The organism is Ruegeria sp. HKCCD7181 (assembly GCF_057221055.1).
On sequence record NZ_JBWVBC010000007.1, the window covers coordinates 37,954 to 64,095 of the forward strand.

The following is a 26,142-nucleotide window of genomic DNA, read 5'->3' on the forward strand; positions in this document are numbered from 1 at the left end:
GACCCACCTCTTGCCGGACTGCCTAATTCGAAGTCAGCGTTATAGCAGCGCCCGCTTCAGGCTCAAGCCGGGGGCGCAGACCCAGCAATGGGGCGATCCGGCCGATCAATTCCGCGGCTACCGGCACCGCTGTCCAACCGGCTGTACGACGCTTTTCGCCATATGCGACGATCGAAGGCTCATCCAGCGTGACGATCAGCACGTACTGCGGGTTATCCGCGGGAAACAACGTGGCAAAAGTGGCGATGACCTTGTCGTCATAATACCCACCCCGTGGTTTGGGCTTGTCCGCCGTTCCGGTCTTGCCCGCCACTGAATACCCGGGTACGTCGCCAAAACTGGCCGTGCCATCGGTTACCACCTTGCGCAGCATTTTCTGCGCCTGTCGCGCAGCGCCCTGTGACATGACCCGGGGGCCATATTGCGGACCATTCTTGCGCAGGATCGTGGGGCTGACATAGTGCCCCCCATTGGCAATCGCAGCGTATCCTGCCGCCAAATGCATCGGGCTGGTAGAAAGGCCGTGGCCGTATGAGATGGTCACAGTACTCAGCTCACCCCACTTTCGGGGCTTAAGAGGAACACCGCCCTTGGCCTCAACAATTTCGAACGGCGTCGGTTCGAACATACCGAGTGCCTGCAGAAAATCCTGCTGGCGCTGCGCTCCGATCTGCAAGGCCAGCCGACCTGTGCCCCTGTTCGAACTGTGCACGATTACGTCCGCAACGCTGATCTCGCCATAATTCTTGCCATTGAATTCGCCGATCGGGAACCGGCCAATCTTCATCGGTCCAGAGGTGTCGATGATCGTCTCGGAATTCACCAAGCCCAGCTGTATTGCCTGTGCGGCAGTGAAGATTTTGAAAACCGAACCCAGCTCGTAAACACCTTGCACATAGCGGTTGAACAGGGGGCTGTCCGACGGGTCAAAGCCTGAGGTCGGCGGGCGCGGCCGGTCGTTGGGATCGAACGATGGCAGCGAGGCCGCCGAGATCACCTCGCCTGTATGCGCGTTCATCAGTACAGCCGAAGCGCCCTTGGCGTTCATGATTTTCATGCCACCGTAGAGAACTTGCTCGACCGCTGCCTGAACAGTCAGATCCAGTGACAACTGCAACGGTTTGTTGCCGTTCGCCGGGTCGCGCAGATAATTGTCGAATTGTTTTTCGACACCGGCGACACCAATCACTTCGGCGGCACTGACGCCTTCGCGACCAAAGCCGGAACCACCAAGGACATGGGCGGCCAGCCTGCCGTTTGGATACAGGCGCATTTCGCGCGGGCCGAACAGGATGCCAGGATCACCGATGTCATGCACCGCCTGTTTCTGCTCAGGCGAAATGCGTTTCTTGATCCAAAGAAACTTTCGTTTGCCTGTGAAGTCCTTGACCAACTGATCCTTGTCCAGATCCGGGAAAATGGCCACCAGCTGCTCGGCTGCGGCAGCAGGATCGATCATCAAAGGCGGTTGAGCATAAACGGAATAAGTATCCAGATTAGTCGCCAGAATACGCCCTTCGCGGTCCACGATATTGGCGCGCTGCATAGCGATGGATGCGCCCGGTGCGCTGGCAAGTGGTTCGTGTGCCTCCGAAGTCGCCAGCACCCCCATGCGAAACCCAACTACGGAAAAGGCGCAGAAGAAAAACAGGCCCAGTACCAGCAGACGGCCCTCAGCCCTGGCACGGGCGCGGTCCTTCATGTCTTCGTGACGCTGGCGGATATTCTCACGCTCGATTACCTTGGGGTTCTCGCCGCGTGCGCGGGCTTCGAGAATACGGGCAAGGGGGCGCAGAGGTTTACGGGTCATGGAACCTGCACCTCGATCAGGGCCTGAACCTCGGTGATTGCCTGCAGTTCAATGGGATCGACAGAGGGCAGATCGGGGTCTTCGCCATAAGCGATTAGGTCTGCGCGCCCGAATTGTTCGGAGCGCAAAGGCAAAAGCCCCAGACGCTCAAAATTCAGATCAGCCAGTTCGCGCAGGCGGTCGGGGCGGTTCAGATAGGCCCATTCGGCATTCAGAACGGCCAACCGCGCCTGTGCGACGCCAATCTGGCGCTGCAACGACTGAGTCTCTTTCAGTACCTGTTGGGTCCGATAGTTCTCTTGATAGGCCCACAACGCCAGGCCGAACACGGACAGAGCAGTCAACACATAAAGTACACTCTTCATCTTGCCCTTCCCCCAAGCTGAGGCATCCCAATTGCGCGGGCGTCAATTTCCCCTGCCGGCGCCTCGGTCCGGATTGCCACACGTAGCTTGGACGATCGTGAGCGCGGATTCTCTTGCAGTTCCCGCTCGTCTGGCCCAACGGCCTTGCGGGTTTTGAGGGTGAATTGAGGTAGCTCCTGCTCCAATTCCGGCGCGTATCGGTTTGCTCGACCGGTCTTCCCCGCACGGGACTGGAAGAACCGTTTTACCATCCGGTCCTCGATGGAATGGAAGGTGACAACGGCCAACTGTCCTCCGGGTTTCAACGCACGCTCGGCAGCCATAAGCCCCTGAAACAGCTCTTCATATTCCGCGTTCACGGCAATACGCAGCCCTTGGAAGCTGCGCGTCGCAGGATGGGACTGGCCCGGCTTGGGTCGGGGCAGGCAGGATTCAATGATCCCCACCAAACGCAGAGTCGTAGTGATCGGCTCCTCGGCACGTGCCTTCACGATAGCCTTGGCAATGCGGCGACTGGCTCTTTCTTCGCCGTAGTGAAACAGAATATCAGCCAGTTGCGCCTCGGTAGCGGAGTTAACCAGATCGGCGGCACTTTCGCCCTCCTGACTCATCCGCATGTCCAACGGGCCGTCCTTCATGAAAGAAAAACCGCGTTCGGCCTGATCCAGCTGCATCGAGGAAACACCAAGGTCCAATACGACGCCGTCCAAGCCGTCCGCGTATTCATCCATACGCGAGAAAACACCAGGCTGCATCAGCAGGCGGTCGCCATATTCCGCGGCCCAAGGGGCAGCCATTTCAAACGCCAAAGGATCCCGGTCAACCCCGATAACTTTGTCAGCCCCTGCCTCGAGCAATCCGCGTGTATATCCACCCGCACCAAAGGTGCCATCAAGCCACACACCAGAAACCGGTGCGACTGCCGCCAATAGCGGGCGCAGTAAAACGGGGATGTGAGGTTTGTCCGAAGGGGTCTCAGCGCCGGCCATGCCGTCACGCATCCCCGGTTCCGTCGAGGAACTGCATCGGATCGAAATCGTCCGGCAGATCGTCCAGCCATTCTTCGGCTGCAGCCAATTCTTCGGCCTCGTAGGTCTCGGGTTTCCAAATCTGAAAGGTATCACCAGCAGCTATGAAGAAGGCCTCGCCCTCAAGATCAACCTTGGTGCGCAGCTTGGCTGGCAGAACCAATCGCCCGGTTTCATCGACATTGGTCGGAAAGGACTGACCGTGGAACATGCGCTGAAGCATCTTACGCTGCATCGAACCGCGTGGAAGGGCATCAATCTTGGCATCAACCTCGTCGATCGCCTGCATCGTATAGCATTCAAGGTATTTGCGGCGGTGGTCGCCATAGACAATCACAAGTTCCGGGTTGTCGCCTGGCTGCCAGTTGGGGTCGGACGCTTCAAGCACACGGCGAAACGAGGCCGGGATCGACACCCTGCCCTTCGCATCCACCTTGTGTTGGCTTTCGCCTCTAAACCTGCGCGCCAAGACGACTGTCCCTTTCGCTTGCGCCCCACCAAAAACTGTTCCCCCGGATGTAAAACGGCGGGTTGATCTGCTGCCACTGATCAACCCGCCGCATTGACCCGCTTTGCGGGATGTCCAGCTGCGCGCGCCACCTGGGGGGATGTCTGCTCGCCCGCGCGCCGGATCTCTTGATTGATGAAAGCGAGATGCCTGTATGAAACCTGATTAGTATTTTTGGTTCGGGGTCGTTTGGTGCCCCATGTGCCTCGTCCTCATCGGATGTACAAGGGATGCCATGGGAATTCATGGAAATCAATAGTCATTTTGGGGAATTTACCCTATAGCACTGATTCCAATCTTGCGGACATGAGGGATAAAGGGGCTATTTATACCACAAATTGGTCATGTGTTGACTTTGAACACTATATATATGAAGTCAGCAAGGAATCGGGTTCCTCCCATAATTTCCCACATTTTTTCGAGTTTTCCCTCTCAACTGCCGTTGATGGCCTGATCTCGCGCACAACAGCAGTCGAATCACTTATCAAGTTCTTGAATCATTCGACTTGTCGCCTCAATACAGATGACTGCCCATGAATTCCCATAAAGCGCATGAAACGCGCCGGGCACGGCTCTTGACCCAACCCTAGGGTTTTCGCTCCGCCTGGTTTTCAGCCACAACCGCCTAAACAGATTGCACGCCACAGCGCTTCCAACCCGCACTCGGGACATTACAGAATGACAAGGCTAGTCCAAGTTCCTTGTTTTCAAAGGAGCTCAAACTGCCTGTCGGCAACATGATGATATCTATGCATTTGCTGCATAGCAGCATTGACGACGTCCGGTATTGTGCAATCGCAGCAATTGCCTATTTTCAGTCTCAAGCAAACGCCGGACACACCGGCACCAAACACGATATACCGGATTAAGACGATGGCAGTAGCAAGCAACCTTACCGCCCTGAAAGGCGCCCAAACAAACGGTCTGACCGCACTGATCGAAGCTGCGAAGAACCGCTTCGTCGGCTACCGCGTTTACCGCAAGACTGTGAACGAGCTTTCGGCGCTGTCAAATCGCGAACTGGCCGATCTGGGCCTGCACCGCTCGATGATCCGCCGCGTAGCCATGCAGGCAACCGAAGATCATATCGCGCGCTAAGCGCGAAACGAACACCGAGATCAGGCCCAGCTCCTCCCTTTGGGTCTGTATTTCAGCGGCAACGTCTCTCCTCCTCCCTGACGTTGCCGCAGTAAATACCGGCTCTGAGCGCCGGACGCAGACACATCGGGTACTCCTCCTCCCTTTCCCGATGTTGAAAGCGCGCGGCGACGTCCTCCTCCTCCCTGACGTCGCCGCGTCTTCCTCATACCGGGCTGAAACCCGGGTTCGAATACATCGGGGCTCTCCTCCTCCCTGCCCGGATGTAGAAAAGAACGGCGGTTCCCTCTCCTCCTCCCTGGGAACCGCCGTTTTTCGTTTTCCCGATAAGATGTAGAATGAGGCGCAGCACGGATCTAACGGAGCTTCCAATGGCCGCCTATTTCATCGCACAGATTTCCATTCACGACCCCGAAGGGTACCAGCGATACCTTGAAGGGTTCATGCCGATATTTGACCGCCACGGCGGCCGCCTGCTGACAGTGTCATCCAAACCGGTGGAATTGATCGAGGGAACATGGCCCGAAGACGGTATTGTCCTGATGGAGTTTCCAAACCTGGCCGCCGCCCAGGCATGGAAAGACGATCCAGATTACATCGAACTGGCTAAGTTCAGGCACAATACTGCGACAACGAACATGGTACTGGTCGAAGGTCTGTAACCACCTAGAAGGGCACGTCGTCCTTGGCCGACAAGAAGCGTGACACGACTTTCTTGGTGCCCGCCTTGTCAAAGTCGACCTCGACCTTGTCGCCTTCGATGCCGATCACCGCCCCATACCCGAACTTCTGGTGAAAAACGCGCTCGCCCAAAGTAAAGCTCGCCATCGCGGTCGCGTCGATCACAGTGTTGCGGCTTTCACGCGGTTGAGACATTCCGTACTGCCCCTGCCGCGCCTGCATCCGTTTCCAACCGGGTGAATTGTAGACATTTGCTTCGGCCGCACGGGTTTCGATGCTGGCCGTTGTCTGCCCTCCACCATAAAGACCCGGCGGTGTCAGCACTTCGACGTGATCTTCGGGCAGTTCATCAATGAACCGGGATGGCATGGAGTTCTGCCATTGCCCAAACACCCGCCGGTTGGCGGCAAACGAAATCGTGCACACCTCTTCGGCACGGGTGATTCCGACATAGGCCAGCCGGCGTTCCTCTTCGAGACCCTTGATTCCGGATTCGTCCATGGATCGCTGGGACGGGAACAGCCCGTCTTCCCACCCCGGCAGAAACACAGCGGGAAATTCCAACCCTTTTGCTGCGTGCAGGGTCATGATCGAAACCTTGGCGCCGTCCGATTCCTGCTCGTTGTCCATGACCAGGCTGACATGCTCAAGGAACCCTTGCAGATTCTCGAAATTGTCCAGCTGGTTCACCAGTTCCTTAAGGTTTTCCAGCCGTCCGGGTGCCTCGGGTGTTTTTTCGTTCTGCCAATGCGCAGTATAGCCGGATTCATCCAACACGATCTGCGCCAGTTCAATATGAGTGTGTTCGGGTTCACCAAACCGCATCGGCGCCGTGCCGTCATCAATCACCGAATCGTCGTCGATCTCGATCCGCGGACCACGAGTCATCGCATTCCACCGCGCCAAACCATCGATCAACTGCCGCAGCGCAGTGCCGCCCTTCCCTTTGATCAGCCCATTATCCACTGCGATCCGTGCGCCATCGACCAGCGACACACCGTTTTCCCGCGCAGTCCTTTGGATCGTTTGCTGTGCCTTGTCGCCGAGGCCGCGTTTCGGCGTATTCACAATCCGCTCGAACGCCAGATCATCTTCGGGGCTGACGACCAGCCGGAAATAGGCCATGGCATCGCGGATTTCCATCCGCTCGTAGAACCGAGGTCCACCTATCACCTTGTAAGGCAATCCGATGGTCAGAAACCGATCTTCGAATGCACGCATCTGATGGCTGGCACGCACGAGGATGGCAATTTCATCAAGGTTTACTGGTCGTACCCCCCGTGTACCTCCCTGCATGGCGTCAATCTCTTCCCCGATCCAGCGCGCTTCTTCCTCGCCATCCCAATGGCCGATCAGGCGCACCTTTTCACCGTCCTGCGCATCAGTCCAAAGCTCTTTGCCCAGACGGCTTTCGTTGCCGCGAATGACATTCGACGCCGCAGCCAGAATATGAGGGGTCGAGCGATAATTCTGCTCGAGCCGCACCACATAAGCGCCGGGGAAGTCCTTTTCGAACCTCAGGATGTTACCTACCTCGGCCCCGCGCCAGCCATAGATCGACTGGTCATCGTCGCCCACGCAGCAGATGTTCTTATGCGCGCCAGCCAGCAAACGCAACCAAAGGTATTGGGCAACGTTTGTGTCCTGATATTCGTCCACAAGGATATAGCGGAACCAACGCTGGTATTGCTCCAGAATATCCGAGTGGGTCTGGAAGATCGTGACCATATGCAGCAACAGGTCACCGAAATCCACGGCGTTCAACTCGCGCAGGCGGGTTTGGTATTGGGCGTAGAGCTCGATTCCCTTGTTGTTATAGGCTCCCGCGTCAGCAGCCGGCACTTTGCCGGGAGTCAGCGCACGGTTTTTCCAGTCGTCGATTATGCCTGCCAGCATTCGCGCGGGCCAGCGTTTGTCGTCAATATTTGCCGCCTGTACCAATTGCTTGAGCAGCCGCAACTGGTCATCCGTATCAAGAATGGTGAAGTTGGATTTCAACTCCACCAGTTCCGCGTGGCGACGCAACAACTTGACGCAGATCGAGTGGAAGGTGCCAAGCCAAGGCATACCTTCTGCCGGCTGCCCCAATAACCGGCCGACCCGATCCTTCATCTCGCGCGCAGCTTTGTTGGTGAAAGTCACAGACAGAATTTCATTGGGACGCGCCCGTCCGGTGGACAGCAGATGCGCAATCCGTGCAGTCAGCGCCTTGGTCTTTCCGGTCCCTGCCCCTGCCAACATCAGGACCGGACCGTCCAGACGCTCAACCGCTTCACGCTGCGCAGTGTTCAATTCATCCAGATAAGGTGCAGGGCGTGCGGCCATTGCCCGTGCGGACAGCGATGCGCCCTCAAAGGCGTCTGTTTCGTCAAAACTGCTCATGCGCCCAAACTACGCCGGATATGCGCCGAGGGAAAGAGTTTGTTCACGGCTTGTTCACTGAAAAGCGCGCCCCGCAACAAGGTCAATTGTTACAACCTTCCCATGCGCTGAGATGACCGCGTTAACCCTCCGTCATACCCTGTTCGTGATGCTGGGCTTTCGGATGTGGGCGTATCTGGAGAGACGTTGCGCGCCAGCATCCACAGCGCAGCGAATGGCCCCCTCCTTAGACAAGCCCAAATGGCATTCTGGCACCATTCTTACCGGAGGCTCTGGGAACGAAGATTGAGCTCGTGGATACCCGCGAAAAGCGCGAATCACATCCGAAACCTTCGCGATAGCGCTGCCCTATCCAGTTCTGAAATAACCGCGGAGGCACTTAAATGCGCCGATTTCGTGCCTCAAAACAAAAAAACTGAACCCGATTCACTCAAATGATTGATGCTGCACTGCCGCATCGTTAGAAGGTCTACGCGAACAAGTGGCGTTTGCGAGCGTTAACATGCCGGTTCTACCCAGAAGAACTGATACCCCTGCGCATAATCTCGCTTTATCAACACGGCCACACCAAAAAGACCGGGACCCGAAATGACCGACTTCAAGAAAATCCTGATCGCCAACCGCGGCGAGATTGCCATTCGCGTGATGCGCGCAGCCAATGAAATGGGCAAGCGCACTGTTGCCGTCTTTGCCGAAGAGGACAAGCTGGGCCTGCATCGCTTCAAAGCGGATGAAGCTTATCGCATTGGTGAAGGGATGGGGCCAGTGGCCGCATATCTGTCGATTGATGAGATCATTCGCGTTGCGAAGGAGTGTGGCGCAGATGCGATTCACCCCGGCTATGGCCTGCTGTCGGAAAACCCGGACTTTGTCGATGCCTGTGTCAAGAATGGCATCACCTTTATTGGTCCCAAGGCTGAAACCATGCGAGCCTTGGGCGACAAGGCCAGCGCGCGGCGCGTGGCTATCCAGGCCGACGTGCCGGTGATCCCGGCGACCGAGGTTCTGGGCGATGACATGGATGCGATCCGCAAAGAAGCTGCTGACATCGGCTATCCGTTGATGCTCAAGGCTTCGTGGGGCGGTGGCGGTCGCGGCATGCGCCCGATCGCGTCCGAAGATGAGCTGGAAGAAAAAGTGCTCGAAGGCCGACGCGAGGCTGAAGCGGCCTTTGGCAATGGCGAAGGCTATCTGGAAAAGATGATCATCCGCGCCCGCCACGTCGAGGTTCAGATTCTGGGCGACAAGCATGGTGAGATTTACCACCTGTACGAACGCGACTGCTCGGTCCAGCGCCGGAACCAGAAAGTGGTCGAACGCGCCCCTGCCCCGTATCTGACCGAAGAACAGCGCGCCGAGATTTGTGAACTGGGTCGCAAGATCTGCGCCCATGTAAATTACGAATGTGCGGGCACTGTCGAATTCCTGATGGATATGGAGACGGGCAAATTCTACTTCATCGAGGTGAACCCCCGAGTGCAGGTGGAGCACACCGTCACCGAGGAAGTGACTGGTATCGACATCGTTCAGGCCCAGATTCTGATTGCTGAGGGCAAGTCGCTGTCTGAGGCCACCGGCAAAACCAGCCAGGACGAGATCCGTCTGAACGGCCACGCGCTGCAAACGCGTGTCACGACTGAAGATCCGCTCAACAACTTCATACCCGATTATGGCCGCATCACCGCCTATCGTTCCGCGACCGGGATGGGGATTCGACTGGATGGCGGCACGGCATATGCGGGTGGCGTAATCACCCGCTATTACGACTCGCTGTTGACCAAAGTCACCGCATGGGCGCCGACGCCCGAAAAGGCGATCGCACGGATGGATCGCGCGCTGCGTGAGTTCCGTGTGCGCGGAGTCAGCACCAATATTGCATTTGTCGAGAATCTGCTGAAACACCCGACTTTCCTGTCGAATGAGTACACGACGAAGTTCATCGACGAGACGCCGGACCTGTTCCAGTTCAAAAAGCGTCGCGACCGCGGCACCAAGGTGCTGACCTACATCGCGGATATCTCTGTCAACGGACACCCCGAGACAAAAGATCGCCCGATGCCTCGTTCTGACCTGAAAGAGGCCAAGGCACCGGCGTCGAAGGCTGAGCCGCAGATGGGCACACGCAATCTGCTTGAACAAAAGGGTCCACAAGCGGTCGCTGACTGGATGAAAGCACAGCGGCAGCTTTTGATCACCGACACCACCATGCGGGACGGTCACCAGTCGCTGCTGGCGACGCGGATGCGCTCGATCGACATGATCAAGGTAGCGCCAACCTATGCAGCCAACCTGCCGCAGCTATTCTCGGTTGAATGCTGGGGCGGAGCGACTTTCGACGTGGCCTATCGCTTCTTGCAGGAATGCCCATGGCAGCGCCTGCGCGACCTGCGCGAGGCGATGCCGAATCTGATGACCCAGATGCTGCTGCGCGGCGCTAACGGAGTTGGCTATACCAACTATCCCGACAACGTCGTGCAGGAGTTCGTGCGTCAGGCCGCGACCGGTATTGACGTGTTCCGCGTGTTCGATTCCCTCAACTGGGTCGAAAACATGCGCGTCGCCATGGATGCGGTGATCGAGAACAACAAGATCTGCGAGGGCACCGTCTGCTATACCGGCGATATTCTGGACCCGGATCGCGCCAAATATGACCTGAAATACTATGTCGGCATGGCGAAAGAGCTGCGCGACGCGGGCGCGCATGTTCTGGGCCTGAAAGACATGGCGGGTCTGCTAAAACCGGCCTCGGCCAAGATCCTGATCCGGGCGCTGAAAGAAGAAGTTGGACTGCCAATCCACTTCCATACACACGATACCGCAGGCATTGCCAGTGCAACTATCCTTGCCGCCTCTGAGGCCGGTGTAGACGCAGTCGATTGTGCCATGGACAGTTTCTCGGGCAACACGTCCCAGGCCACGCTGGGCACTGTGGTCGAGGCGCTGCGCCATACAGATCGCGACACCGGGCTGGACATCAAAGCCATTCGCGAGATCAGCGATTATTTCGAAGCTGTTCGCGGCCAGTACGCGGCCTTCGAATCCAGCCTGCAGGCTCCGGCATCCGAAGTTTACCTGCACGAAATGCCGGGCGGTCAGTTTACCAACCTCAAGGCGCAGGCGCGTTCACTGGGGCTGGAAGAACGCTGGCACGAGGTGGCTCAGATGTATGCCGACGTGAACCAGATGTTCGGCGATATCGTGAAGGTGACACCGTCATCGAAGGTTGTGGGCGACATGGCTCTGATGATGGTCAGCCAGGGCCTGACCCGCGAAGAGGTTGAAGATCCGAACACGGATGTGGCCTTCCCGGATTCCGTCATCGATATGATGCGCGGCAATCTGGGTCAGCCTCCGGGCGGTTTCCCTGACGCAATCATCGAAAAGGCACTGAAGGGCGAGGCTCCGAATACCGAGCGCCCCGGCAAGCATGTCGAAGCGGTCGATCTTGAGGCCACCCGTGCTGACCTGTCCAAGCAATTGGAAGGCAAGGAAATCGATGATGAGGACCTGAACGGGTATCTGATGTATCCCAAGGTTTTCCTGGACTACATGGGCCGCCACCGGACCTATGGCCCGGTTCGCACCTTGCCCACGCGCACCTTCTTCTACGGCATGGAGCCGGGCGAAGAGATCACGGCTGAAATCGACCCTGGCAAGATTCTGGAAATCCGGTGTCAGGCTGTTAGCGAGACAGATGAAAAAGGCGAAGTCAAAGTGTTCTTTGAACTCAACGGCCAGCCGCGCGTGATCCGGGTACCGAACCGTCTTGTCAAAGCTACAACCGCACAGCGCCCCAAAGCCGAAGTCGGCAATGCCAACCATATTGGAGCGCCCATGCCCGGCGTCGTCGCGACAGTCGCCGTCACAACCGGACAAGAGGTCAAGGAAGGCGATATGCTGCTGACCATCGAAGCGATGAAGATGGAAACCGGCATTCACGCCGAGCGCGACGCGGTCGTCAAAGCCGTACACGTCCAGCCGGGTGGCCAGATCGACGCAAAAGATTTGCTCGTCGAACTGGAATAAACCGCAGATCGGGTTAGACTATTCCGGCCGCGCAGGTAACTGCGCGGTCCTTTTGTGTTGCCCTTTGAAAGGTCTCTTATGTTAACCATCACACCAATCTACGCGGCCCTGATCGCATTTCTCTATGTCGCGCTGAGCGTCAATGTCATCCTGCACCGCCGGAGCGGCAAGATCTCGGTAGGCGATCACGGCGACAAGAGAATGATCAAGGCGATGCGCACCCAGGCCAATTGCGCTGAATATGCCCCATTTGCCCTGCTGTTGATTGCGTTGGTCGAGCTACAGGGCGCTGGCAGCCTGTTGCTGAACCTGCTGGGTCTGATGCTGTTGGCGGGACGCCTGCTTCACGCTTTCGGGTTTGGGCGCACGCCTCAGATCGTGATTCTGCGACAAATCGGGATGCTCTTGACCTTTTCGGCAATTCTGCTCGCGGCTCTGGCAAACCTTGCACTGGCAATTTGACAGATCCCTGAAAACTGCGGACCCGCCCTACCCGTTCAATATTCGCGTTTCGACTTCGGGCGCAGTTCTCAGAACCGGATCGACTTCGCCCACCTGATCCTTGCGGACTTCGCAAACAGCCATGGCCAGCAAAATCATAGCGGTCAGGACCGCCATTTTTATACTCTCGAACCGCGCCATGTATATCCCTCCACTATTATTGTTTTACAATTCTCTGGGTCTTGACCGCACGACGTCGCAATTTCCGTCGCAAAAGATTTTTCGGTGTTTTTGCGTTTTTCCTCTTGCAGCTTTGCGCCAGAATTTATACTTCACGGCTCACTCAACGGCGCGGGCGTAGCTCAGGGGTAGAGCATAACCTTGCCAAGGTTAGGGTCGGGCGTTCGAATCGCCTCGCCCGCTCCATTGAGGGGTCTTCGGACCAACATATGTATCTGATGCGGGCGTAGCTCAGGGGTAGAGCATAACCTTGCCAAGGTTAGGGTCGGGCGTTCGAATCGCCTCGCCCGCTCCAGATACCGAACTCTCCGAACATGCTGGTTCTTCGTGGCGCATTGCGTCATTCTGGTTGCGCTGCGCAACACAGGGTTTACTCATGTCTGAATACGTTATCCGCCCTCTCACCGCTGACGAGTTGCAGCAGGCCGTGGATTGGGCCGCACACGAGGGGTGGAATCCGGGCCATCATGATGCCGCCTGTTTTCACAGCACGGACACTGACGGGTTTCTGGGCGGATTTTTGGATGGTGAGATGATCGCCTCAATCTCGGTGGTACATTACGACGATGGGTTTGCTTTCCTTGGATTCTACATCGTTCACCCCGAGTTTCGCGGCGCTGGACATGGGCTGAAGCTTTGGCAGCGTGCATTGTCCAATTGCACCGCGCGCAACGTCGGGCTGGATGGGGTCGTCGATCAGCAGCACAATTATAGCAAATCGGGTTTTGCCTTTGCGTACAACAATTACCGTTTCACGGGAAGCGTAGCGGAAATTCGACAGGCATTGGCGCCGTCGGCCGGCACCGACCCTCTGACCGCTGTTTCAAATGAGTTGAGGGCGTATGACCGTCAGCTCTTCCCAACCCCGCGTGACACTTTCCTGGAGGGCTGGATCAGGGCGCCCAGCCATATTTCCCGTGTGTATTCCGAGGACGGAAAGATCAAAGGATATGCCACACTGCGCCCGTGCAGGACTGGCTACAAGGTTGGACCGCTGTTCGCTGATCGCCCAGACATTGCCGAAACCTTGCTGTCCAGCTTGCTGGAAACGTTGCCAGAAGATCAAAGCGCGCAAGATGTCTTTATCGACATGCCCCAGCCCAATCAGGCCGCCTTTGATTTGGCCGCAAAGCTTGGGTTGGAGAAGTTTTTCGAAACGGCCCGGATGTATTCCAGCCATCAACCGGACATCGACTTGAGCCGCATCTTTGGCGTCACCACCTTCGAACTGGGCTAGAACGCCTTAAACGTCATCGTCGTCAGTGATCGTTCGATATTCGGAATCACCAACAGGTTTTCATTGATGTAATGCCCCACATCCTCGGTTTCGGGGATATAGAGTTTCAACAGCAGATCATACTCGCCGCTGGTCGAATAGAGCTCTGAGTGGATTTCCCTCAGCGCGATGTCTTCGGCAACCTTATAGGTGGTGCCCGGCTTGCAACGAATTTGAATGAAAACGCAGGTGGACATGGTGCGGCCCTGTTAGTTGAGTTGCCGGCAGGCTGGCATGACGGGCGGGTAGGTGCAATCCCCTGCAACAGATTGAAGCGATTGCAACGCTTGGTCTGGATCAATCCGCCCCACCCCGTCTATAAGCGCGCCTGTAGCAAAAGGAACTCGCCCATGCGCACCGCTTCGATCAGCCGCAAGACAGCCGAGACGGATATCTCGGTCGAGGTCAATCTTGACGGGACCGGTATTTATGACAATCAGACCGGCGTCGGATTCTTCGATCACATGCTGGACCAGCTGGCGCGCCATTCGCTGATCGACATGACGATCCGAGCCAAAGGCGACTATCACATCGACGATCACCATACGGTCGAAGACACCGGTATCGCGCTGGGTCAGGCGCTGACGCAGGCGTTGGGCGACAAGAAGGGCATCCGCCGCTATGGCGAGTGCCATCTGCCCATGGATGACGCGCAGGTGCGCTGTGCTTTGGACCTGTCGGGACGTCCGTACCTGATCTGGAACGTGGACCTGCCGACCCCCAAGATCGGCGCGTTCGACACCGAATTGGTGCGCGAGTTCTTTCAGGCGCTCAGCACCCATGGAGGCATCACCCTGCACGTCGACCAGCTGCACGGCTTTAACAGTCACCACATCGCCGAAGCCGCCTTTAAAGCGGTCGCCCGCGCGCTGCGCCTGGCAGTTGAGACCGACCCGCGCAAGGCAGATGCGATTCCGTCGACCAAGGGCGCCTTGTAAATGCTCACTGCCATTATCGACTACGAAAGCGGCAACCTGCACTCCGCAGAAAAGGCGTTCCAGCGTATGGCACGTGAGATGGATGCGGGTGAGGTCGTCGTAACCTCGGACGCAGATGTCGTTGCGCGGGCTGACCGGCTGGTATTGCCGGGAGATGGCGCATTTCCAGCCTGCGCGACCGAGCTGCGTGGGCACAAAGGCATTTATGACGCGATGGTCGAGGCCGTCGAACAGAAAGGGCGCCCCTTTCTGGGCATCTGCGTCGGTATGCAACTCATGGCCTCCAAGGGCCATGAATACACCAAAACCGATGGTCTGGATTGGATTGCAGGCGATGTTGTGCGGATCGAACCGTCAGACCGCGCTCTGAAAGTGCCTCATATGGGCTGGAACAATCTGGTCCTTGAAAGCGCACACCCGGTATTTGACGGGGTCAAATCCGGGGACCACGTCTATTTTGTGCACTCATACCACTTCTTGGTCAACGACCCGGCAGAACGTCTGGCATTTGTCGACTATGGGCAAGAGGTCACGGCCATGATCGGCCGCGACACAATGATAGGGATGCAGTTCCATCCTGAGAAAAGTCAGGATGTGGGCCTACGCATGATCGGGAATTTCCTGACCTGGGCTCCGTAACGGGCTATTGAACGCGCGTCCAGGTTTGCCCGCGGCAAACCAGACCGCCAGCAACACAGCCCTTCACTGTCAGAGTATTCTGCTCGTCCAGCGTCATTTTCGAGCTATAGGTCTTGTCCCGGTCCGGCGCCCAGATCTTGCCGTCATCATACTTGCCATCCCCCTCGGGAATCATGTCCCAGATGATTTGCTTGCCGAGGTTCTCGTATTCCAGCTGCTCATTGCCGTCTTTATCAAACGCGGTATCGATGGTGCCGCAAATGGCACTGCCGCACGAGCCTATTGTGACATGCAGGTACCCCCCGGTATCACCCGGTTGCGTTTTCCAGAGACCATCAACTGGATCGGCTGCGAACGCACTGGTCGCCAAGGCAGCGAAAGAAGCCGCGATTGTAAATGTCTTCATAATATACTCCCTGTTTTTCAGCCAGTCTGACCCCCTGACAGCCATCGGGCAAGACTGACTTTGCGTCGCGTTGCATCCCCTACCCTGCTTATGCGATATCCCGCGCGTGTAACTGAAATATAGGGCCGCGCAAAATGATCCTCTACCCCGCCATCGACCTCAAAGACGGCCAGGCCGTGCGCCTGCTTCGCGGTGAAATGGACAAGGCAACCGTCTTCAACGAAGACCCTGCCGCGCAGGCGCGCGCCTTCGTCGATGCAGGGTGCGAATGGCTGCACCTTGTCGACCTGAACGGTGCCTTCGCGGGCGAACCGGTCAACGCCGCCCCTGTCGAAGCGATTCTCAAGGCTTGCAAAGTACCCGCCCAGCTGGGCGGAGGAATCCGTGACATGGCTACAATAGAAACCTGGATCGAAAAGGGGTTGGCACGAGTCATCCTGGGTACCGTGGCGGTTGAAAACCCGGGTTTGGTCCGCGAAGCGGCCCGCGCGTTTCCCGGAAAAGTTGCCGTGGGCATTGATGCCCGCAACGGGTTGGTCGCCACCAAAGGCTGGGCCGAAGAAACCGATGTGCAAGTCACCGATCTTGCACGTAGTTTTGAGGACGCTGGCGTGGCCGCAATCATCTACACAGACATCAACCGCGACGGCGCAATGCAGGGTCCGAATGTCGAAGCAACGGCGGCTCTGGCCCGCGCGGTATCGATCCCGGTCATCGCCTCGGGCGGCGTCAGCTCCCTGAACGACCTGATCGCATTGCGCGATTGCGGTGTCGATCTGAACGGCGCGATCTCGGGCCGGGCTCTCTATGATGGCGCGATCGACCTTGCCGAGGCCATTCGCGCCCTGAACTGAATTATTGTGCGGCGACCGAGGTCAACTTAGCCAATGCGCCGCGCATTTTCTCCACAACCGGGGAGTTTTCCACCGCGTCAAGCTCATCCATGGTTTCTTTCGGGTCTTCGTAGGCCAGCCAGACCTGACCGTTTTCATCCTCATAGGCCTGCACCTTGAGAGGCAGGTACAGACCCGCCCGCGGGTCGATCTGCATCGCAGGCGTGCCCAGAGCAGGATTGCCGAAGATCAGAACCTGATTGGCCGGGATTGTCATGCCAACCTTCTCGGCACCCGCCGCATGATCCACGCGGGCAAATACAGTCGCGCCAGCGTTACCGACGGCAGCTTCAAGGGCGTCCATCGCCTCGGTCACCGATTTAGTGGTGTTAACCTTGATGATATCATCTGCCATAGCGGCGACAGCGCCTCCAAAAATGAATGTGGTTGCCAAAAAGAGTTTACGCATCTCATTGATCTCCTGATGAAATAAGGGGCATTTTTCACGGCTTTAAGAGGAGTGACAATCACAACTCTGGCATCGGCGGGGCTTTGCCGGTAGAGGTGCGGCAACAAAGGATGCGCTATGCTGAAAACCCGGATCATTCCCTGCCTTGATGTCGCCGACGGCCGCGTGGTCAAAGGTGTGAACTTTGCAGGCCTGCGCGACGCAGGTGATCCGGTTGAATCGGCAAAGGCCTATGACGCCGCCGGGGCGGACGAGATTTGTTTTCTGGACATTCACGCCACTCATGAAAACCGCGGCACTATGTTCGATGTGGTGCGGCGCACGGCTGAACAGTGTTTTGTTCCTCTGACCGTCGGTGGTGGCGTTCGTACAAAGGATGACGTTCGCGCCCTGTTATTGGCCGGCGCGGACAAAGTCAGCTTCAACTCTGCCGCTGTTGCGAACCCAGACGTTGTAGCCGAAGCAGCGGACCAATTCGGTGGCCAGTGCATCGTCTGTGCCATCGACGCAAAAACCGTCAACCCCGGAAAGTGGGAGATTTTCACTCACGGCGGACGCAAACCCACCGGCATCGACGCTGTGGAATTTGCCAAGACGGTTGTCGCCAAAGGTGCGGGCGAGATTCTGCTGACCTCGATGGACCGCGACGGGACCAAGGCGGGGTTCAACCTGCCGCTTACACGCGCAATCTCGGACGCGGTGAACGTGCCCGTGATCGCATCGGGCGGCGTGGGTAATCTAGACCATCTGGTCGAGGGCGTTACAGAAGGTGGGGCCAGCGCTGTACTGGCGGCCTCGATTTTTCATTTCGGCGAATACACGATCCGCGAGGCCAAGGAACACATGGCCTCCGCAGGTATCCCGGTGAGGTTGACATGAGCATTCTACACGAACTTGCGGCAACCATCGAAGCACGCAAAAACGCGGACCCGGAGTCAAGCTGGACAGCAAAACTGCTGGCTAAAGGGCCCGAGAAGTGCGCCGAGAAATTCGGTGAAGAAGCTGTCGAAGCCATAATCGAAGCCGTAAAGGGTGACGCTGACAAGCTGACTGCCGAGGCCGCTGATGTCCTCTACCATCTATTGGTCATGTTGGCCGCGCGGGACATACCTTTGGACGCGGTTCTGCAAGAGCTGGCCCAGCGTCAGGGTGTCAGCGGCATCGCGGAAAAGGCTGCCCGTTCAGACAACTGACCCAACGGGTTCCGCTGTCGTGTTTTCACGATTATAGTCAGGTCGATGCGCGCTGGCGCGGAACTCAAAGGGTGCGGGATTGATCAGACCTTTGGCATATGCGCTGGCACTGCTTGCTGTTGTGACGCTTAGCGCTTGCACAACACCGCCCCCAGCAAACGACGATGATGTTCAGCGGCTCGCGACCCAAATTCAAAGCCTCGGGCCGGATATCGACCCCAACGAAGCGAACCGGGCCGCCCGCATTGCCTATTCCTACACAGCACAGCTGGCGCAGGAGTATCAGATCACCGATCCGCCTCTGATCCATAATGCCAAGGTAAACAAGGGCTTGCGCCCCCGTGGACTGTGCTGGCATTGGGCCGAAGATATCGAACGACGGTTGAATCAAGAAGGCTTTAAAACCCTGACGCTACACCGCGCAATAGCCAACGCGGACAACCCTTTCCGGATCGATCACAGCACAGCCATTGTCAGCCGTCGAGGCGAATCTATGTATGACGGGGTGATTCTGGACCCCTGGCGTTACGGCGGAATCCTGTACTGGGCTCCGTTGTCCGAGGACACGCGCTATGAATGGGTTCCGCGCGACGTGGTGTTGGAAAAACGTCGCAAGGAACAGGTGGCACGCCTGCAGCCGCTTCCAAACAACTGATCCTTCAAAGTTTCGACGAAATCATCCCGGTTGCAAATCCGCCCATTCGCAACTCGCCAAACAGGCGTTGATATTCAATCTTGGGGCAACGGTTCATGATCACGTCAACGCCCTGCGCCTGCGCACTTGCCGCGGCTTCCTTATTCTCGACACCTATTTGCATCCAGACCGTCCGTAAGCCGGCGAAAGTACTCAAAGCTTGGTCAACAATCGGAGGCACAGATTCGGACCGGCGAAAAATATCCACCATATCGACAGGCTCGGTTATTTCAGAAAGGGACGCTCGTACCGTCTGCCCAAAAAGCTGCTTACCAGCATGCCCCGGGTTGACCGGAATCACCGAATACCCTTTGAGTGACAGGTATCTTGCAACATAGTAGCTAGGCCGCACCGGGTTCAGGGACACACCCACGACTGCGACAACCTTGGTACGTCGCAGAATGGATTTCAGGCAGTCGTCGGAATAATCATGCATGGCGGCACCCTAACCATCCCAACCAAAAGAAAAAAGCGCCCAGGAAAGCCTGGGCGCCAGTTGTTGGAACGAGGGACAGTGAAATGACCCGCGGCAGTTCCGTTCCGCGGTCACTGTGACATTTAAGCATGACTTCGGAGAAAAAAAGAGGGGGAACGCATTTTTGTGATGACAGATCACGAAAAGCGGAAAATTGCCGATCAAAGATAAAGAATACCCGGCCAGTTCTTGTCGGCTTCACGGATGTACTTACCCACGTTTCGCTGCCAAATCCGCTCGATTGCTACTGAGTGGGTCAGGTACAGTTTTCCTTCGACTATCCTCCAGGCCTGCGGGTCCGAGCTGATAAGCTGCCCTTTCGCCATCGCAAAAGCACAATACCCACCGTACTGAGGGGCAAAGGCGCGAGGATTGCGCTCGAACCGATCCCGGTTTTCCTCAGATACGAAGCGCCAGACTGCACCCTTCCACATCAGGGATATGTCCGACTGCCCCGTAGCAGGCCCACTTGTTTTAAAGTAGGACACAACATCATAGCCGGAAATGGCCGCTCCACCGGCCGCATAGAACATAGGCATCGTCTGCGCCTGGGCCATAGGCGCCAAAGCGGAGCAGGTTAGAGCGGTGAGAAAACTACGTCGAGACAGCATGGGCGATTCATCGGTATCAAATTGAAGGTTTAAACATGCATGTTTCGTACACCAGTAGAAACCCCCTATGACGGTGATGTGAACGGACGTGCCACGAGTGTACCCCTCAGTCGAAAACGTCCTCGATTACATCCCAGGCTTCATCAAGAACCCGCGAGAACAGCCCCTTTTTCTTCTTCTTTTTCGGCTTTTCGTACTTTGAAGAACGCTTCGGCTTTCTGTCTGCCAGTTTGGCCTTGGGCACCATCTTTAGGTTATGCAGCGGCGCACCACAGCTTGCGCAACTCAGCTCGTGCTGCCGCTGGCCTTTCAAAACCAGCGCCGCCCGGGTGCCGCAATAGCAGCACGTTGCGATTTTATGCGGAGTGGAAATTGGAACCTCCTGCTATTTGCGACCCGATGCATATAGGGCGATTGCGGCAGCATTTGAGACATTCAGTGACCCAAATCCTCCAGCCGCGTCAATCTTGACCAGCTGATCCACTGTCTCTTTGGTCTTCTGTCTTAATCCGGGGCCTTCGGCCCCCAGCACCAGAGCCACCGGACGGTCACGTTTGTCGCCAAGGAAGGATTCGATCGTCTCCTCAGCCTCGCCGTCCAGGCCAAGGACCAGGAACCCCATCCCCTGAAGCTCGACAATCGCATCAGCCAGGTTGCGAACCCGCAGGTAAGGTTGTCGCTCCAGCGCACCACTTGCTGTTTTTGCCAATGCGCCCGTTTCCGGAGCGGAATGATGACGCGTTCCAATAACGGCGCTCGCCCCAAGAACTTCGGCTGAACGGAGAATCGCCCCCACGTTATGCGGGTCCGTGACTCGGTCCAGAAGCAGGACACGAGGATTCTCGCGCCCGATGCAGTTTTCTGCCAGGCCGCCCCACTCCAGCGGCTTCACTTCAAGGGCTGCACCCTGATGCACTGACCCAGGATCAATGGGGGCCGTGAATTTGCGCGGATCCACCATTTCGGCCTCGATGCCTGCAAATTCAATAGCTTCCGCCAGTTTATCCCGCGCGTTCCGGGTTACGATCAGGCGCAGTTTTTGCCGATCCGGGTTCATCAGCGCATCGCGAACAGCGTGCAGTCCGAACAGCCAAACGGTTTCCGCGGCAGCAGCTTTTCGCGCCTGTTCCTTTTCGACGACCCACTTGGGTTTCTTCATTTCATGGGCCTCCGGGCCGGGGAATACGTTTCCTGCGCCAAAGCGGAATTTTCCTGTTGACGCTCCTTTGGTGCGCTAGTAATCACGCCTCCACGTCAGGTGCAACGCCTGACAGTGGGCGACAGGCCGCAAGGTGTGGCAGGGGACTGTAACTCCCTCGCGGAGACGCACGCCTGGTTCGATTCCAGGGTCGCCCACCACTTTCTTTTATCCTCGCATGACAGACCTAGTTTACTGCTGACACATAAGGCACCGTGGCTATGTTGCTTCGAACTCAGCGCGCGCCATAGGCCAACCTCGTATCGGTCAGCCAAAGCAACCAAAAAAGGCGCACTGAACTAGCGCGCCTAACTTCTGTGTTCAGATTGAAATTAGGTCGTCAGGCCGCTGCTGTACGCCGCGCATCGATCTTTTCGAACCATGCCAGAATCGCATCTACATCCGGCTCCAACACTTCCGCAGCGCCGTCCGCGAAGTCCTGGAATTTTTCTTCGTTCAAGCTTTTCACGCCGACCAGCACGGGGATGTCCAGCGACAGAGCTTCGCCAATCACCGGGCGGAAACCGCGGCCGTCAGCTTCGTGCTTGCCGAACTTATTGATGATCAGCAGTTGTGGCGCATCACCGAGCGACGCAGTCACATAGCCCACCGCTTGTTCCAATGCGGCAGGATCCAAACGGCAGCCGCGCGACATCGCACCCAGCGATTGAGAAATCCGAATTGTCTCACCATCGGGCAGGACACGCAGGTCCATATCGCATTTCGTATTATCCGCACATTCCGTGTTGGTCTGCACGACGCCGGACAACCGGGCGTCCATAGCCAGCAGGCGTTCAGCAACCATGCTCAACAGTCGGTCCGTGGCGCCGCGATCGGTGGTGGTGACATAGGCCAGGTTCATTGGGAAACCCTCAGAAAATAAAAGTGTTACGTTCCAGATAGCACGCAAGAGCGTCTTCGGCCACTCTGCGCCGCTATGGCAGAGCGGAGAGGCCGATCACAGGTGCGTGCAGGTGAAGAAGCGCTGCGTAAGCAGCAACAGCAATCAGCCAAACCCAAAGGCGTGGCCATGGACGGGGCGCGCGCAGAGACAGTCGCGCAGTATTGTGAGACAGGCGGGGCCAGTCAGGTCCCATGTCCCGGGCCTTGCGGCGGTCAATCAAAACCATACCAAGGCCTGCGAAGGCGGCAAACAGACCAAACAGGATCACATGCGCCAAGCTTCCATTTGCCAGTAGATGGGCGACAGCCCACAGCATCAAGGCCACAAGAATCGGATGACGGGTAGTACGCAGGATGCCCGGACGCTCAGGATCAAAAGGTGCACGCCCAAGCCCACCGAAGGAGAACGGGTTTTGTATGGACAGTCCAGCGACCGCCAGCCAGCAGACCACGGGCATGATCAGGACCGGCACCCAGCGCAGGGCCGCAAGGGGCGGGATGACCTCGACATAGGGTGCACTGGCGGCGGCAACGACCAGCCAGACCAGCACCAGCAGCGAGAGGCCTGAATACGCGGCGAAATAACCTGTCTTCCCCAGTGTACCGATCAGCCAGCCGCGAACAGCCGGGCGAGCCGGGATCATGTGGCTGAGAAGAAAAGTGGCAAGAGCTGCAAGGAATTGTGCCCAACCGGTCATGGCCGTCTCCGAACGTGTTGCATTTGGATTAGACGCCGAAGGGCAACCGGTCTTTGTCCGAAGTCAAGTGGAGGAAAGGGGCAGCCTTGCCGCCCCTGCCCGCTTCTAGAGGCCTAGCGCCTTGCGCCGTTCTTCGGCAAAGCCCTGCACCATCCGATCCGCAATCAGCGCAAGGATGGCCATCGCCGCCCCCGCCGATATACCAAGACCAACGTCCGCCTGACCAAGCGCCAGGTAGATCGACTGGCCCAGACCAGTCGTTCCGATCAGCGCCGCGATTACCAGCATGGCAAAGGCATAGAGGATGGTTTGGTTCAGGCCCAACAGGATGGTCGGTGCCGCGTAAGGCGCGCGTACGTCCCGCAGAATCTGCCATTCGGTCGCGCCGCTTGAAATTGCGGCCTCCATCATCTCGTCCGGTGTATTCACCAACCCGTGTCTTGTATAGCGGATCATCGGCACGATCGCGTAGGCGCAAATCGCCAGAAAGGCCGAGAACTCACCGATCTGAAACACCATCAGTACGGGGATCAGAAACACGAACAAAGGAATTGTCTGCAGCATATCGCAGATCGGACGAACCACTTTCCAGACCGGGCTCCAAACTGCACTGGCCAGACCGATCAGGCCACCCACAACGGCGCAAGAAAACACCGCTGCGCCACTGAGGTAGAGCGAAAGCAGCGCCCGCTCCCAGAGGCCAGAAACGAGGATGGTGCACAGCAGCCCAACCGATAGCGCGGCCAGGCGCCAGCCGCCTGCGACCCACCCAAGAGCAGCAGCTCCAGTCAGGACAAATGGCCAGGGAAGGTTCGAAATGCCGGTTTCCAGCATTCCGATCAAGATCAGGACGATCAACCCGCCGGTCAAGCGCCCGCGCCAAGCCATCAGTAAGGCAACCAGAGCACCGGCTGCAAAGAGGCCGTAGCTCATTGCCGAGGTCCACTGGAAGCCCCAGGTGAATGGCAACACTGCCTGATCAAGGCCAATCCGCAACGGCAGAAGCACATAGAACATCGAGTTGTTCTTCAATGCGTCCAACCACGGGCCGTTACTTTGTGTGAAGGCAGTCAGGCCACTGTCCACAGCTCCGGCCAGTGGGTCCAGTAAGGTCAAGTCCGAAGGGTTCGGAAGCCAGGCCCAGAAAGCAGCCGTGAACAGGACGGTAAAGCCCAGCATGGCCCAGACAACGCGCTGGTCGTATCGCTTTCTTTCCGTGGCCAAAGTCCCGCTCATGCGGTCGATTACAACGGCAAAGACCACGATAACCAGGCCGGCCAGCAACGATTCACCAAATTGCGCCTTGCGCATGGTCAGCAGCACTTCCCAGCCGATATCATTGAACCCGCCAATAACGGCAGCGATGATCACCATGGACAACGCGGCCATAAGACATTGGTTCACGCCCACCATGATCTGCGTAGCGGCCGAGGGGATTTCGACCTGAAACAGTTGCTGGAACCGTGTGCCGCCGGACATGATGGCAGCCTCTTTGATTTCAGGTTCTACACGCTCCAGGCCCAGCATCACATTGCGTGCCATTGGTGGGGCCGCATAAATGGCCGAGGCGATCAAGCCCACAACCGGCCCAAAACCGAACAGAAGCAACAGCGGCGTTAGGTATGCAAAGGTTGGAACCGTCTGCATAATATCCAACACCGCCTGCACCGCAGATTTGACGCGTGGTACTTCGTTGGCAAGGATGCCTATTGCTCCGCCCACAATCAACGCCACCGGAACTGATACCGCGACCAGCGCAAGCGTGTTCATGCTTTCGACCCAATAGCCGGAGGCCAGAACAAAACAGAGCCCGAAAAAACCCAGCGCCGCCATCGGCAACCCGCCCAGAAACCACCCGAGCGCAGTGACCAATCCGATCAGTATCGGCCAGGGTGTATTACCCAGTACGAAGTTGGCCCAGTCCATGGGATAAGCCATGACATCGGAAAACAATCGTGCGGCCGGTTTGATACCGTTCAAAAACCAGACCAGAAAAGACCCGACCCAATCCGTTGCGGGCAATTCCAGCGAGGTGGGCCACTTAATCAGCCAAGGTGCAACGCCCTCAAGCGCGAGACAAATCGCGCCAACCACCAAAGTGATCAGGGCGGCCTGTGCCCCCGCTGTCATTCGTACGTAATTCTGCGCCGAAACATCGGTGAAAGCGGTCATGCTTCGTCCACCTGCAAGGCTGCAGCCAGATCAGACGGGTGGACCGTGCCAACGATGGTGCCGGAAGCATCCCGTACAGGCACCGGCTCGTACAGCTCCATGCAATGCGCCAGAGCCGCATCCAACGTCATCGACGTCGTCAGGCCCGGGTCGTCGGGTCCGCGATCACCATCTGCGTCCCGCATGACTGAAGCAACTTTGGCGTGCTGTCCTTTGGCAACATCCTTCGAGAATTCGCGCACATAATTGTCGACCGGACGCAGCACGATGTTGGTGGGCGTGCCGATCTGAACGATCTTGCCGTCGCGCATGATGGCGATACGGTCCGCCAGTTTCAGCGCCTCGGCGATGTCGTGCGTGATGAACACAATTGATTTCTTCAGCGTCGCCTGAATGCGCAGGAACTCATCCTGCAACTGACGGCGAATTAGTGGGTCAAGGGCCGAGAACGGCTCGTCCAGAAACCAGATATCGGGATTCACGGCCAAAGACCGCGCGATCCCGACCCGTTGCCGCTGACCACCCGAAAGCTGGCGCGGGAAGCTATCTTCGCGGCCTTCAAGACCCACCAGCGAGATCACTTCTTGTGCACGAGCCAGCCGCTCTTTGCGGCTCACGCCCTGAACACGCAGCGGATAGGCGACATTCTCGGCCACTGTCATATGGGGAAAAAGGCCAAAATGCTGGAACACCATACCCAGCTTTTTGCGACGCAACTCGGTCAGGGCCTTCTTGGAGGCGCCAACCACATTCTCATCGTCCACCCGAATCTCACCACCGGTACCCGGTAGCAATTGCGAGATACAGCGGATCAGGGTGGATTTGCCTGATCCCGATAGACCCATGATGACGAACAGCTCGCCTTCCTTGACCTCGAAATTGGCATCCTGAACTGCTGGAATAAACCCGCTTTCACGCAGGTCGGCGGCGGCTTTGTCGGCGTCATTCCCTGACCGAGACAGCGCGTCGGTCAGGGCTTTTTCTGCGCCGGGGCCGAACACCTGCCAGAGATTCCGGCAGGCGATGGCAGGCGTCGTCATATCAGTCACCGATGTCAG

The 26,142-nt window shown here is 57.4% G+C and carries 28 protein-coding genes and 3 tRNA genes; 14 read left to right on the top strand and 17 right to left on the bottom strand.

All coding sequences use genetic code 11. From position 1 onward, the window contains the following. Positions 1–22: 22 nt before the first annotated feature. From AC2TCY_RS14440 to mraZ, 4 genes are read right to left on the bottom strand one after another with little or no spacing between them, the layout of a single operon-like run. A complete protein-coding gene (locus tag AC2TCY_RS14440; protein ID WP_480848345.1) occupies positions 23–1,810 on the bottom strand; it encodes a peptidoglycan D,D-transpeptidase FtsI family protein in 1,788 nt (595 codons plus the stop codon). Beyond that, positions 1,807–2,175, bottom strand: coding sequence for a cell division protein FtsL (gene ftsL, locus AC2TCY_RS14445; RefSeq protein WP_480848347.1), 369 nt, complete (start codon positions 2,173–2,175; stop codon positions 1,807–1,809). The genes AC2TCY_RS14440 and ftsL overlap by 4 nt, the downstream gene beginning before the upstream one ends. Then, positions 2,172–3,164 (bottom strand): 16S rRNA (cytosine(1402)-N(4))-methyltransferase RsmH, encoded by a 993-nt coding sequence (gene rsmH, locus AC2TCY_RS14450; protein ID WP_480848718.1) that lies wholly within the window; start codon positions 3,162–3,164, stop codon positions 2,172–2,174. The genes ftsL and rsmH overlap by 4 nt, the downstream gene beginning before the upstream one ends. A 4-nt stretch (positions 3,165–3,168) precedes the next feature. After that, positions 3,169–3,672 carry a division/cell wall cluster transcriptional repressor MraZ gene (mraZ, locus tag AC2TCY_RS14455; protein ID WP_480848348.1) on the bottom strand — a complete coding sequence of 168 codons (504 nt, stop codon included), beginning with the start codon at positions 3,670–3,672 and terminating at the stop codon, positions 3,169–3,171. Positions 3,673–4,584: 912 nt separating this feature from the next. On the opposite strand from mraZ, the gene AC2TCY_RS14460 reads away from it, so the two are divergent. Beyond that, positions 4,585–4,809 (top strand): DUF1127 domain-containing protein, encoded by a 225-nt coding sequence (locus tag AC2TCY_RS14460; protein ID WP_480848350.1) that lies wholly within the window; start codon positions 4,585–4,587, stop codon positions 4,807–4,809. 371 nt (positions 4,810–5,180) lie between these two features. Beyond that, positions 5,181–5,471: a DUF1330 domain-containing protein gene (locus AC2TCY_RS14465; protein WP_480848351.1), complete on the top strand. Its 291-nt coding sequence runs from the start codon at positions 5,181–5,183 to the stop codon at positions 5,469–5,471. Positions 5,472–5,475: 4 nt separating this feature from the next. On the opposite strand, the gene AC2TCY_RS14470 is transcribed toward AC2TCY_RS14465, so the two are convergent. Then, a complete protein-coding gene (locus AC2TCY_RS14470; RefSeq protein ID WP_480848353.1) occupies positions 5,476–7,872 on the bottom strand; it encodes an ATP-dependent helicase in 2,397 nt (798 codons plus the stop codon). 588 nt (positions 7,873–8,460) lie between these two features. On the opposite strand from AC2TCY_RS14470, the gene AC2TCY_RS14475 reads away from it, so the two are divergent. Both AC2TCY_RS14475 and AC2TCY_RS14480 read left to right on the top strand, forming a co-directional pair. Further along, complete coding sequence (locus AC2TCY_RS14475) at positions 8,461–11,898, top strand: pyruvate carboxylase (protein WP_480848354.1); 3,438 nt, start codon at positions 8,461–8,463, stop codon at positions 11,896–11,898. Between the two features lie 78 nt (positions 11,899–11,976). Beyond that, complete coding sequence (locus AC2TCY_RS14480) at positions 11,977–12,360, top strand: MAPEG family protein (protein ID WP_480848355.1); 384 nt, start codon at positions 11,977–11,979, stop codon at positions 12,358–12,360. 27 nt (positions 12,361–12,387) lie between these two features. On the opposite strand, the gene AC2TCY_RS14485 is transcribed toward AC2TCY_RS14480, so the two are convergent. Then, positions 12,388–12,540 (bottom strand): hypothetical protein, encoded by a 153-nt coding sequence (locus AC2TCY_RS14485; RefSeq protein WP_480848357.1) that lies wholly within the window; start codon positions 12,538–12,540, stop codon positions 12,388–12,390. A gap of 150 nt (positions 12,541–12,690) precedes the next feature. On the opposite strand from AC2TCY_RS14485, the gene AC2TCY_RS14490 reads away from it, so the two are divergent. The 3 genes from AC2TCY_RS14490 to AC2TCY_RS14500 all read left to right on the top strand — a co-directional run bounded on the left by AC2TCY_RS14490 (position 12,691) and on the right by AC2TCY_RS14500 (position 13,816). Next, positions 12,691–12,765, top strand: a tRNA-Gly gene (locus AC2TCY_RS14490). 34 nt (positions 12,766–12,799) lie between these two features. Continuing rightward, positions 12,800–12,874, top strand: a tRNA-Gly gene (locus AC2TCY_RS14495). An 81-nt stretch (positions 12,875–12,955) separates the two neighbouring features. Further along, positions 12,956–13,816 carry a GNAT family N-acetyltransferase gene (locus AC2TCY_RS14500; protein ID WP_480848359.1) on the top strand — a complete coding sequence of 287 codons (861 nt, stop codon included), beginning with the start codon at positions 12,956–12,958 and terminating at the stop codon, positions 13,814–13,816. Here AC2TCY_RS14500 and AC2TCY_RS14505 read toward each other — a convergent pair. Beyond that, on the bottom strand, positions 13,813–14,052 hold the full coding sequence (locus tag AC2TCY_RS14505; protein WP_480848360.1) for an Lrp/AsnC ligand binding domain-containing protein: 240 nt from the start codon (positions 14,050–14,052) through the stop codon (positions 13,813–13,815). The genes AC2TCY_RS14500 and AC2TCY_RS14505 overlap by 4 nt on opposite strands. 153 nt (positions 14,053–14,205) lie before the next feature. Here AC2TCY_RS14505 and hisB point away from each other — a divergent pair, with 153 nt between their 5' ends. Together hisB and hisH are read left to right on the top strand one after the other, a co-directional pair. After that, positions 14,206–14,793, top strand: a complete 588-nt coding sequence (gene hisB, locus AC2TCY_RS14510; RefSeq protein WP_480848361.1) for an imidazoleglycerol-phosphate dehydratase HisB — start codon at positions 14,206–14,208, stop codon at positions 14,791–14,793. Next, positions 14,794–15,432, top strand: coding sequence for an imidazole glycerol phosphate synthase subunit HisH (hisH, locus tag AC2TCY_RS14515; RefSeq protein WP_480848363.1), 639 nt, complete (start codon positions 14,794–14,796; stop codon positions 15,430–15,432). A gap of 4 nt (positions 15,433–15,436) precedes the next feature. On the opposite strand, the gene AC2TCY_RS14520 is transcribed toward hisH, so the two are convergent. After that, positions 15,437–15,838: a DUF2147 domain-containing protein gene (locus tag AC2TCY_RS14520; protein WP_480848364.1), complete on the bottom strand. Its 402-nt coding sequence runs from the start codon at positions 15,836–15,838 to the stop codon at positions 15,437–15,439. A 134-nt stretch (positions 15,839–15,972) separates the two neighbouring features. Between AC2TCY_RS14520 and hisA the strand changes: the two genes are divergently transcribed. Then, positions 15,973–16,692 (top strand): 1-(5-phosphoribosyl)-5-[(5-phosphoribosylamino)methylideneamino]imidazole-4-carboxamide isomerase, encoded by a 720-nt coding sequence (gene hisA, locus AC2TCY_RS14525; protein ID WP_480848366.1) that lies wholly within the window; start codon positions 15,973–15,975, stop codon positions 16,690–16,692. A 1-nt stretch (position 16,693) separates the two neighbouring features. Here hisA and AC2TCY_RS14530 read toward each other — a convergent pair whose 3' ends face one another. Further along, positions 16,694–17,140, bottom strand: a complete 447-nt coding sequence (locus AC2TCY_RS14530; protein ID WP_480848368.1) for a DUF302 domain-containing protein — start codon at positions 17,138–17,140, stop codon at positions 16,694–16,696. A gap of 117 nt (positions 17,141–17,257) precedes the next feature. Here AC2TCY_RS14530 and hisF point away from each other — a divergent pair, with 117 nt between their 5' ends. From hisF to AC2TCY_RS14545, 3 genes are all read left to right on the top strand, one after another. Continuing rightward, the gene (gene hisF, locus AC2TCY_RS14535; protein WP_480848370.1) at positions 17,258–18,019 is read left to right on the top strand and encodes an imidazole glycerol phosphate synthase subunit HisF; all 762 of its coding nucleotides are present in this window, start codon (positions 17,258–17,260) and stop codon (positions 18,017–18,019) included. Beyond that, positions 18,016–18,333, top strand: coding sequence for a phosphoribosyl-ATP diphosphatase (locus tag AC2TCY_RS14540; RefSeq protein WP_480848372.1), 318 nt, complete (start codon positions 18,016–18,018; stop codon positions 18,331–18,333). The genes hisF and AC2TCY_RS14540 overlap by 4 nt, the downstream gene beginning before the upstream one ends. A gap of 79 nt (positions 18,334–18,412) precedes the next feature. Then, a complete protein-coding gene (locus AC2TCY_RS14545) occupies positions 18,413–18,988 on the top strand; it encodes a hypothetical protein (RefSeq protein WP_480848374.1) in 576 nt (191 codons plus the stop codon). A 4-nt stretch (positions 18,989–18,992) separates the two neighbouring features. On the opposite strand, the gene AC2TCY_RS14550 is transcribed toward AC2TCY_RS14545, so the two are convergent. The 4 genes from AC2TCY_RS14550 to rlmB all read right to left on the bottom strand — a co-directional run bounded on the left by AC2TCY_RS14550 (position 18,993) and on the right by rlmB (position 21,272). Then, complete coding sequence (locus tag AC2TCY_RS14550; protein ID WP_480848376.1) at positions 18,993–19,463, bottom strand: CoA-binding protein; 471 nt, start codon at positions 19,461–19,463, stop codon at positions 18,993–18,995. Positions 19,464–19,663: 200 nt separating this feature from the next. Continuing rightward, the gene (locus tag AC2TCY_RS14555) at positions 19,664–20,041 is read right to left on the bottom strand and encodes a YHS domain-containing (seleno)protein (RefSeq protein WP_480848377.1); all 378 of its coding nucleotides are present in this window, start codon (positions 20,039–20,041) and stop codon (positions 19,664–19,666) included. A gap of 178 nt (positions 20,042–20,219) precedes the next feature. Next, complete coding sequence (locus AC2TCY_RS14560; protein ID WP_480848720.1) at positions 20,220–20,486, bottom strand: hypothetical protein; 267 nt, start codon at positions 20,484–20,486, stop codon at positions 20,220–20,222. A gap of 12 nt (positions 20,487–20,498) precedes the next feature. Continuing rightward, entirely contained in the window at positions 20,499–21,272 is a 774-nt protein-coding gene (rlmB, locus tag AC2TCY_RS14565) for a 23S rRNA (guanosine(2251)-2'-O)-methyltransferase RlmB (RefSeq protein ID WP_480848379.1), read from the bottom strand. Positions 21,273–21,388: 116 nt separating this feature from the next. Between rlmB and AC2TCY_RS14570 the strand changes: the two genes are divergently transcribed. Then, a tRNA-Tyr gene (locus AC2TCY_RS14570) sits at positions 21,389–21,472 on the top strand. A gap of 179 nt (positions 21,473–21,651) precedes the next feature. Here AC2TCY_RS14570 and AC2TCY_RS14575 read toward each other — a convergent pair. From AC2TCY_RS14575 to AC2TCY_RS14590, 4 genes are all read right to left on the bottom strand, one after another. Continuing rightward, entirely contained in the window at positions 21,652–22,173 is a 522-nt protein-coding gene (locus AC2TCY_RS14575) for a DUF2478 domain-containing protein (protein WP_480848380.1), read from the bottom strand. A gap of 73 nt (positions 22,174–22,246) precedes the next feature. Next, positions 22,247–22,912, bottom strand: a complete 666-nt coding sequence (locus AC2TCY_RS14580) for an NnrU family protein (RefSeq protein WP_480848382.1) — start codon at positions 22,910–22,912, stop codon at positions 22,247–22,249. A 105-nt stretch (positions 22,913–23,017) separates the two neighbouring features. Next, a complete protein-coding gene (locus tag AC2TCY_RS14585) occupies positions 23,018–25,084 on the bottom strand; it encodes an ABC transporter permease (RefSeq protein ID WP_480848384.1) in 2,067 nt (688 codons plus the stop codon). Continuing rightward, positions 25,081–26,133: a quaternary amine ABC transporter ATP-binding protein gene (locus AC2TCY_RS14590; protein ID WP_480848386.1), complete on the bottom strand. Its 1,053-nt coding sequence runs from the start codon at positions 26,131–26,133 to the stop codon at positions 25,081–25,083. The genes AC2TCY_RS14585 and AC2TCY_RS14590 overlap by 4 nt, the downstream gene beginning before the upstream one ends. Between the last annotated feature and the right edge of the window lie 9 nt (positions 26,134–26,142).

Coding starts and splice junctions, on each gene's coding strand:
- hisH (WP_480848363.1), top strand. CDS start 14,794: ATGCTCACTGCCATTATCGACTACGAAAGCGGCAACCTGCACTCCGCA.
- AC2TCY_RS14475 (WP_480848354.1), top strand. CDS start 8,461: ATGACCGACTTCAAGAAAATCCTGATCGCCAACCGCGGCGAGATTGCC.
- AC2TCY_RS14440 (WP_480848345.1), bottom strand. CDS start 1,810: ATGACCCGTAAACCTCTGCGCCCCCTTGCCCGTATTCTCGAAGCCCGC.
- AC2TCY_RS14555 (WP_480848377.1), bottom strand. CDS start 20,041: ATGCCTATGTTCTATGCGGCCGGTGGAGCGGCCATTTCCGGCTATGAT.
- rsmH (WP_480848718.1), bottom strand. CDS start 3,164: ATGGCCGGCGCTGAGACCCCTTCGGACAAACCTCACATCCCCGTTTTA.
- AC2TCY_RS14520 (WP_480848364.1), bottom strand. CDS start 15,838: ATGAAGACATTTACAATCGCGGCTTCTTTCGCTGCCTTGGCGACCAGT.
- hisF (WP_480848370.1), top strand. CDS start 17,258: ATGCTGAAAACCCGGATCATTCCCTGCCTTGATGTCGCCGACGGCCGC.
- AC2TCY_RS14540 (WP_480848372.1), top strand. CDS start 18,016: ATGAGCATTCTACACGAACTTGCGGCAACCATCGAAGCACGCAAAAAC.
- hisB (WP_480848361.1), top strand. CDS start 14,206: ATGCGCACCGCTTCGATCAGCCGCAAGACAGCCGAGACGGATATCTCG.
- AC2TCY_RS14485 (WP_480848357.1), bottom strand. CDS start 12,540: ATGGCGCGGTTCGAGAGTATAAAAATGGCGGTCCTGACCGCTATGATT.
- AC2TCY_RS14530 (WP_480848368.1), bottom strand. CDS start 17,140: ATGCGTAAACTCTTTTTGGCAACCACATTCATTTTTGGAGGCGCTGTC.
- AC2TCY_RS14500 (WP_480848359.1), top strand. CDS start 12,956: ATGTCTGAATACGTTATCCGCCCTCTCACCGCTGACGAGTTGCAGCAG.
- rlmB (WP_480848379.1), bottom strand. CDS start 21,272: ATGAAGAAACCCAAGTGGGTCGTCGAAAAGGAACAGGCGCGAAAAGCT.
- AC2TCY_RS14550 (WP_480848376.1), bottom strand. CDS start 19,463: ATGCATGATTATTCCGACGACTGCCTGAAATCCATTCTGCGACGTACC.
- AC2TCY_RS14575 (WP_480848380.1), bottom strand. CDS start 22,173: ATGAACCTGGCCTATGTCACCACCACCGATCGCGGCGCCACGGACCGA.
- AC2TCY_RS14460 (WP_480848350.1), top strand. CDS start 4,585: ATGGCAGTAGCAAGCAACCTTACCGCCCTGAAAGGCGCCCAAACAAAC.
- AC2TCY_RS14580 (WP_480848382.1), bottom strand. CDS start 22,912: ATGACCGGTTGGGCACAATTCCTTGCAGCTCTTGCCACTTTTCTTCTC.
- AC2TCY_RS14585 (WP_480848384.1), bottom strand. CDS start 25,084: ATGACCGCTTTCACCGATGTTTCGGCGCAGAATTACGTACGAATGACA.
- AC2TCY_RS14480 (WP_480848355.1), top strand. CDS start 11,977: ATGTTAACCATCACACCAATCTACGCGGCCCTGATCGCATTTCTCTAT.
- AC2TCY_RS14505 (WP_480848360.1), bottom strand. CDS start 14,052: ATGTCCACCTGCGTTTTCATTCAAATTCGTTGCAAGCCGGGCACCACC.
- hisA (WP_480848366.1), top strand. CDS start 15,973: ATGATCCTCTACCCCGCCATCGACCTCAAAGACGGCCAGGCCGTGCGC.
- AC2TCY_RS14465 (WP_480848351.1), top strand. CDS start 5,181: ATGGCCGCCTATTTCATCGCACAGATTTCCATTCACGACCCCGAAGGG.
- ftsL (WP_480848347.1), bottom strand. CDS start 2,175: ATGAAGAGTGTACTTTATGTGTTGACTGCTCTGTCCGTGTTCGGCCTG.
- AC2TCY_RS14470 (WP_480848353.1), bottom strand. CDS start 7,872: ATGAGCAGTTTTGACGAAACAGACGCCTTTGAGGGCGCATCGCTGTCC.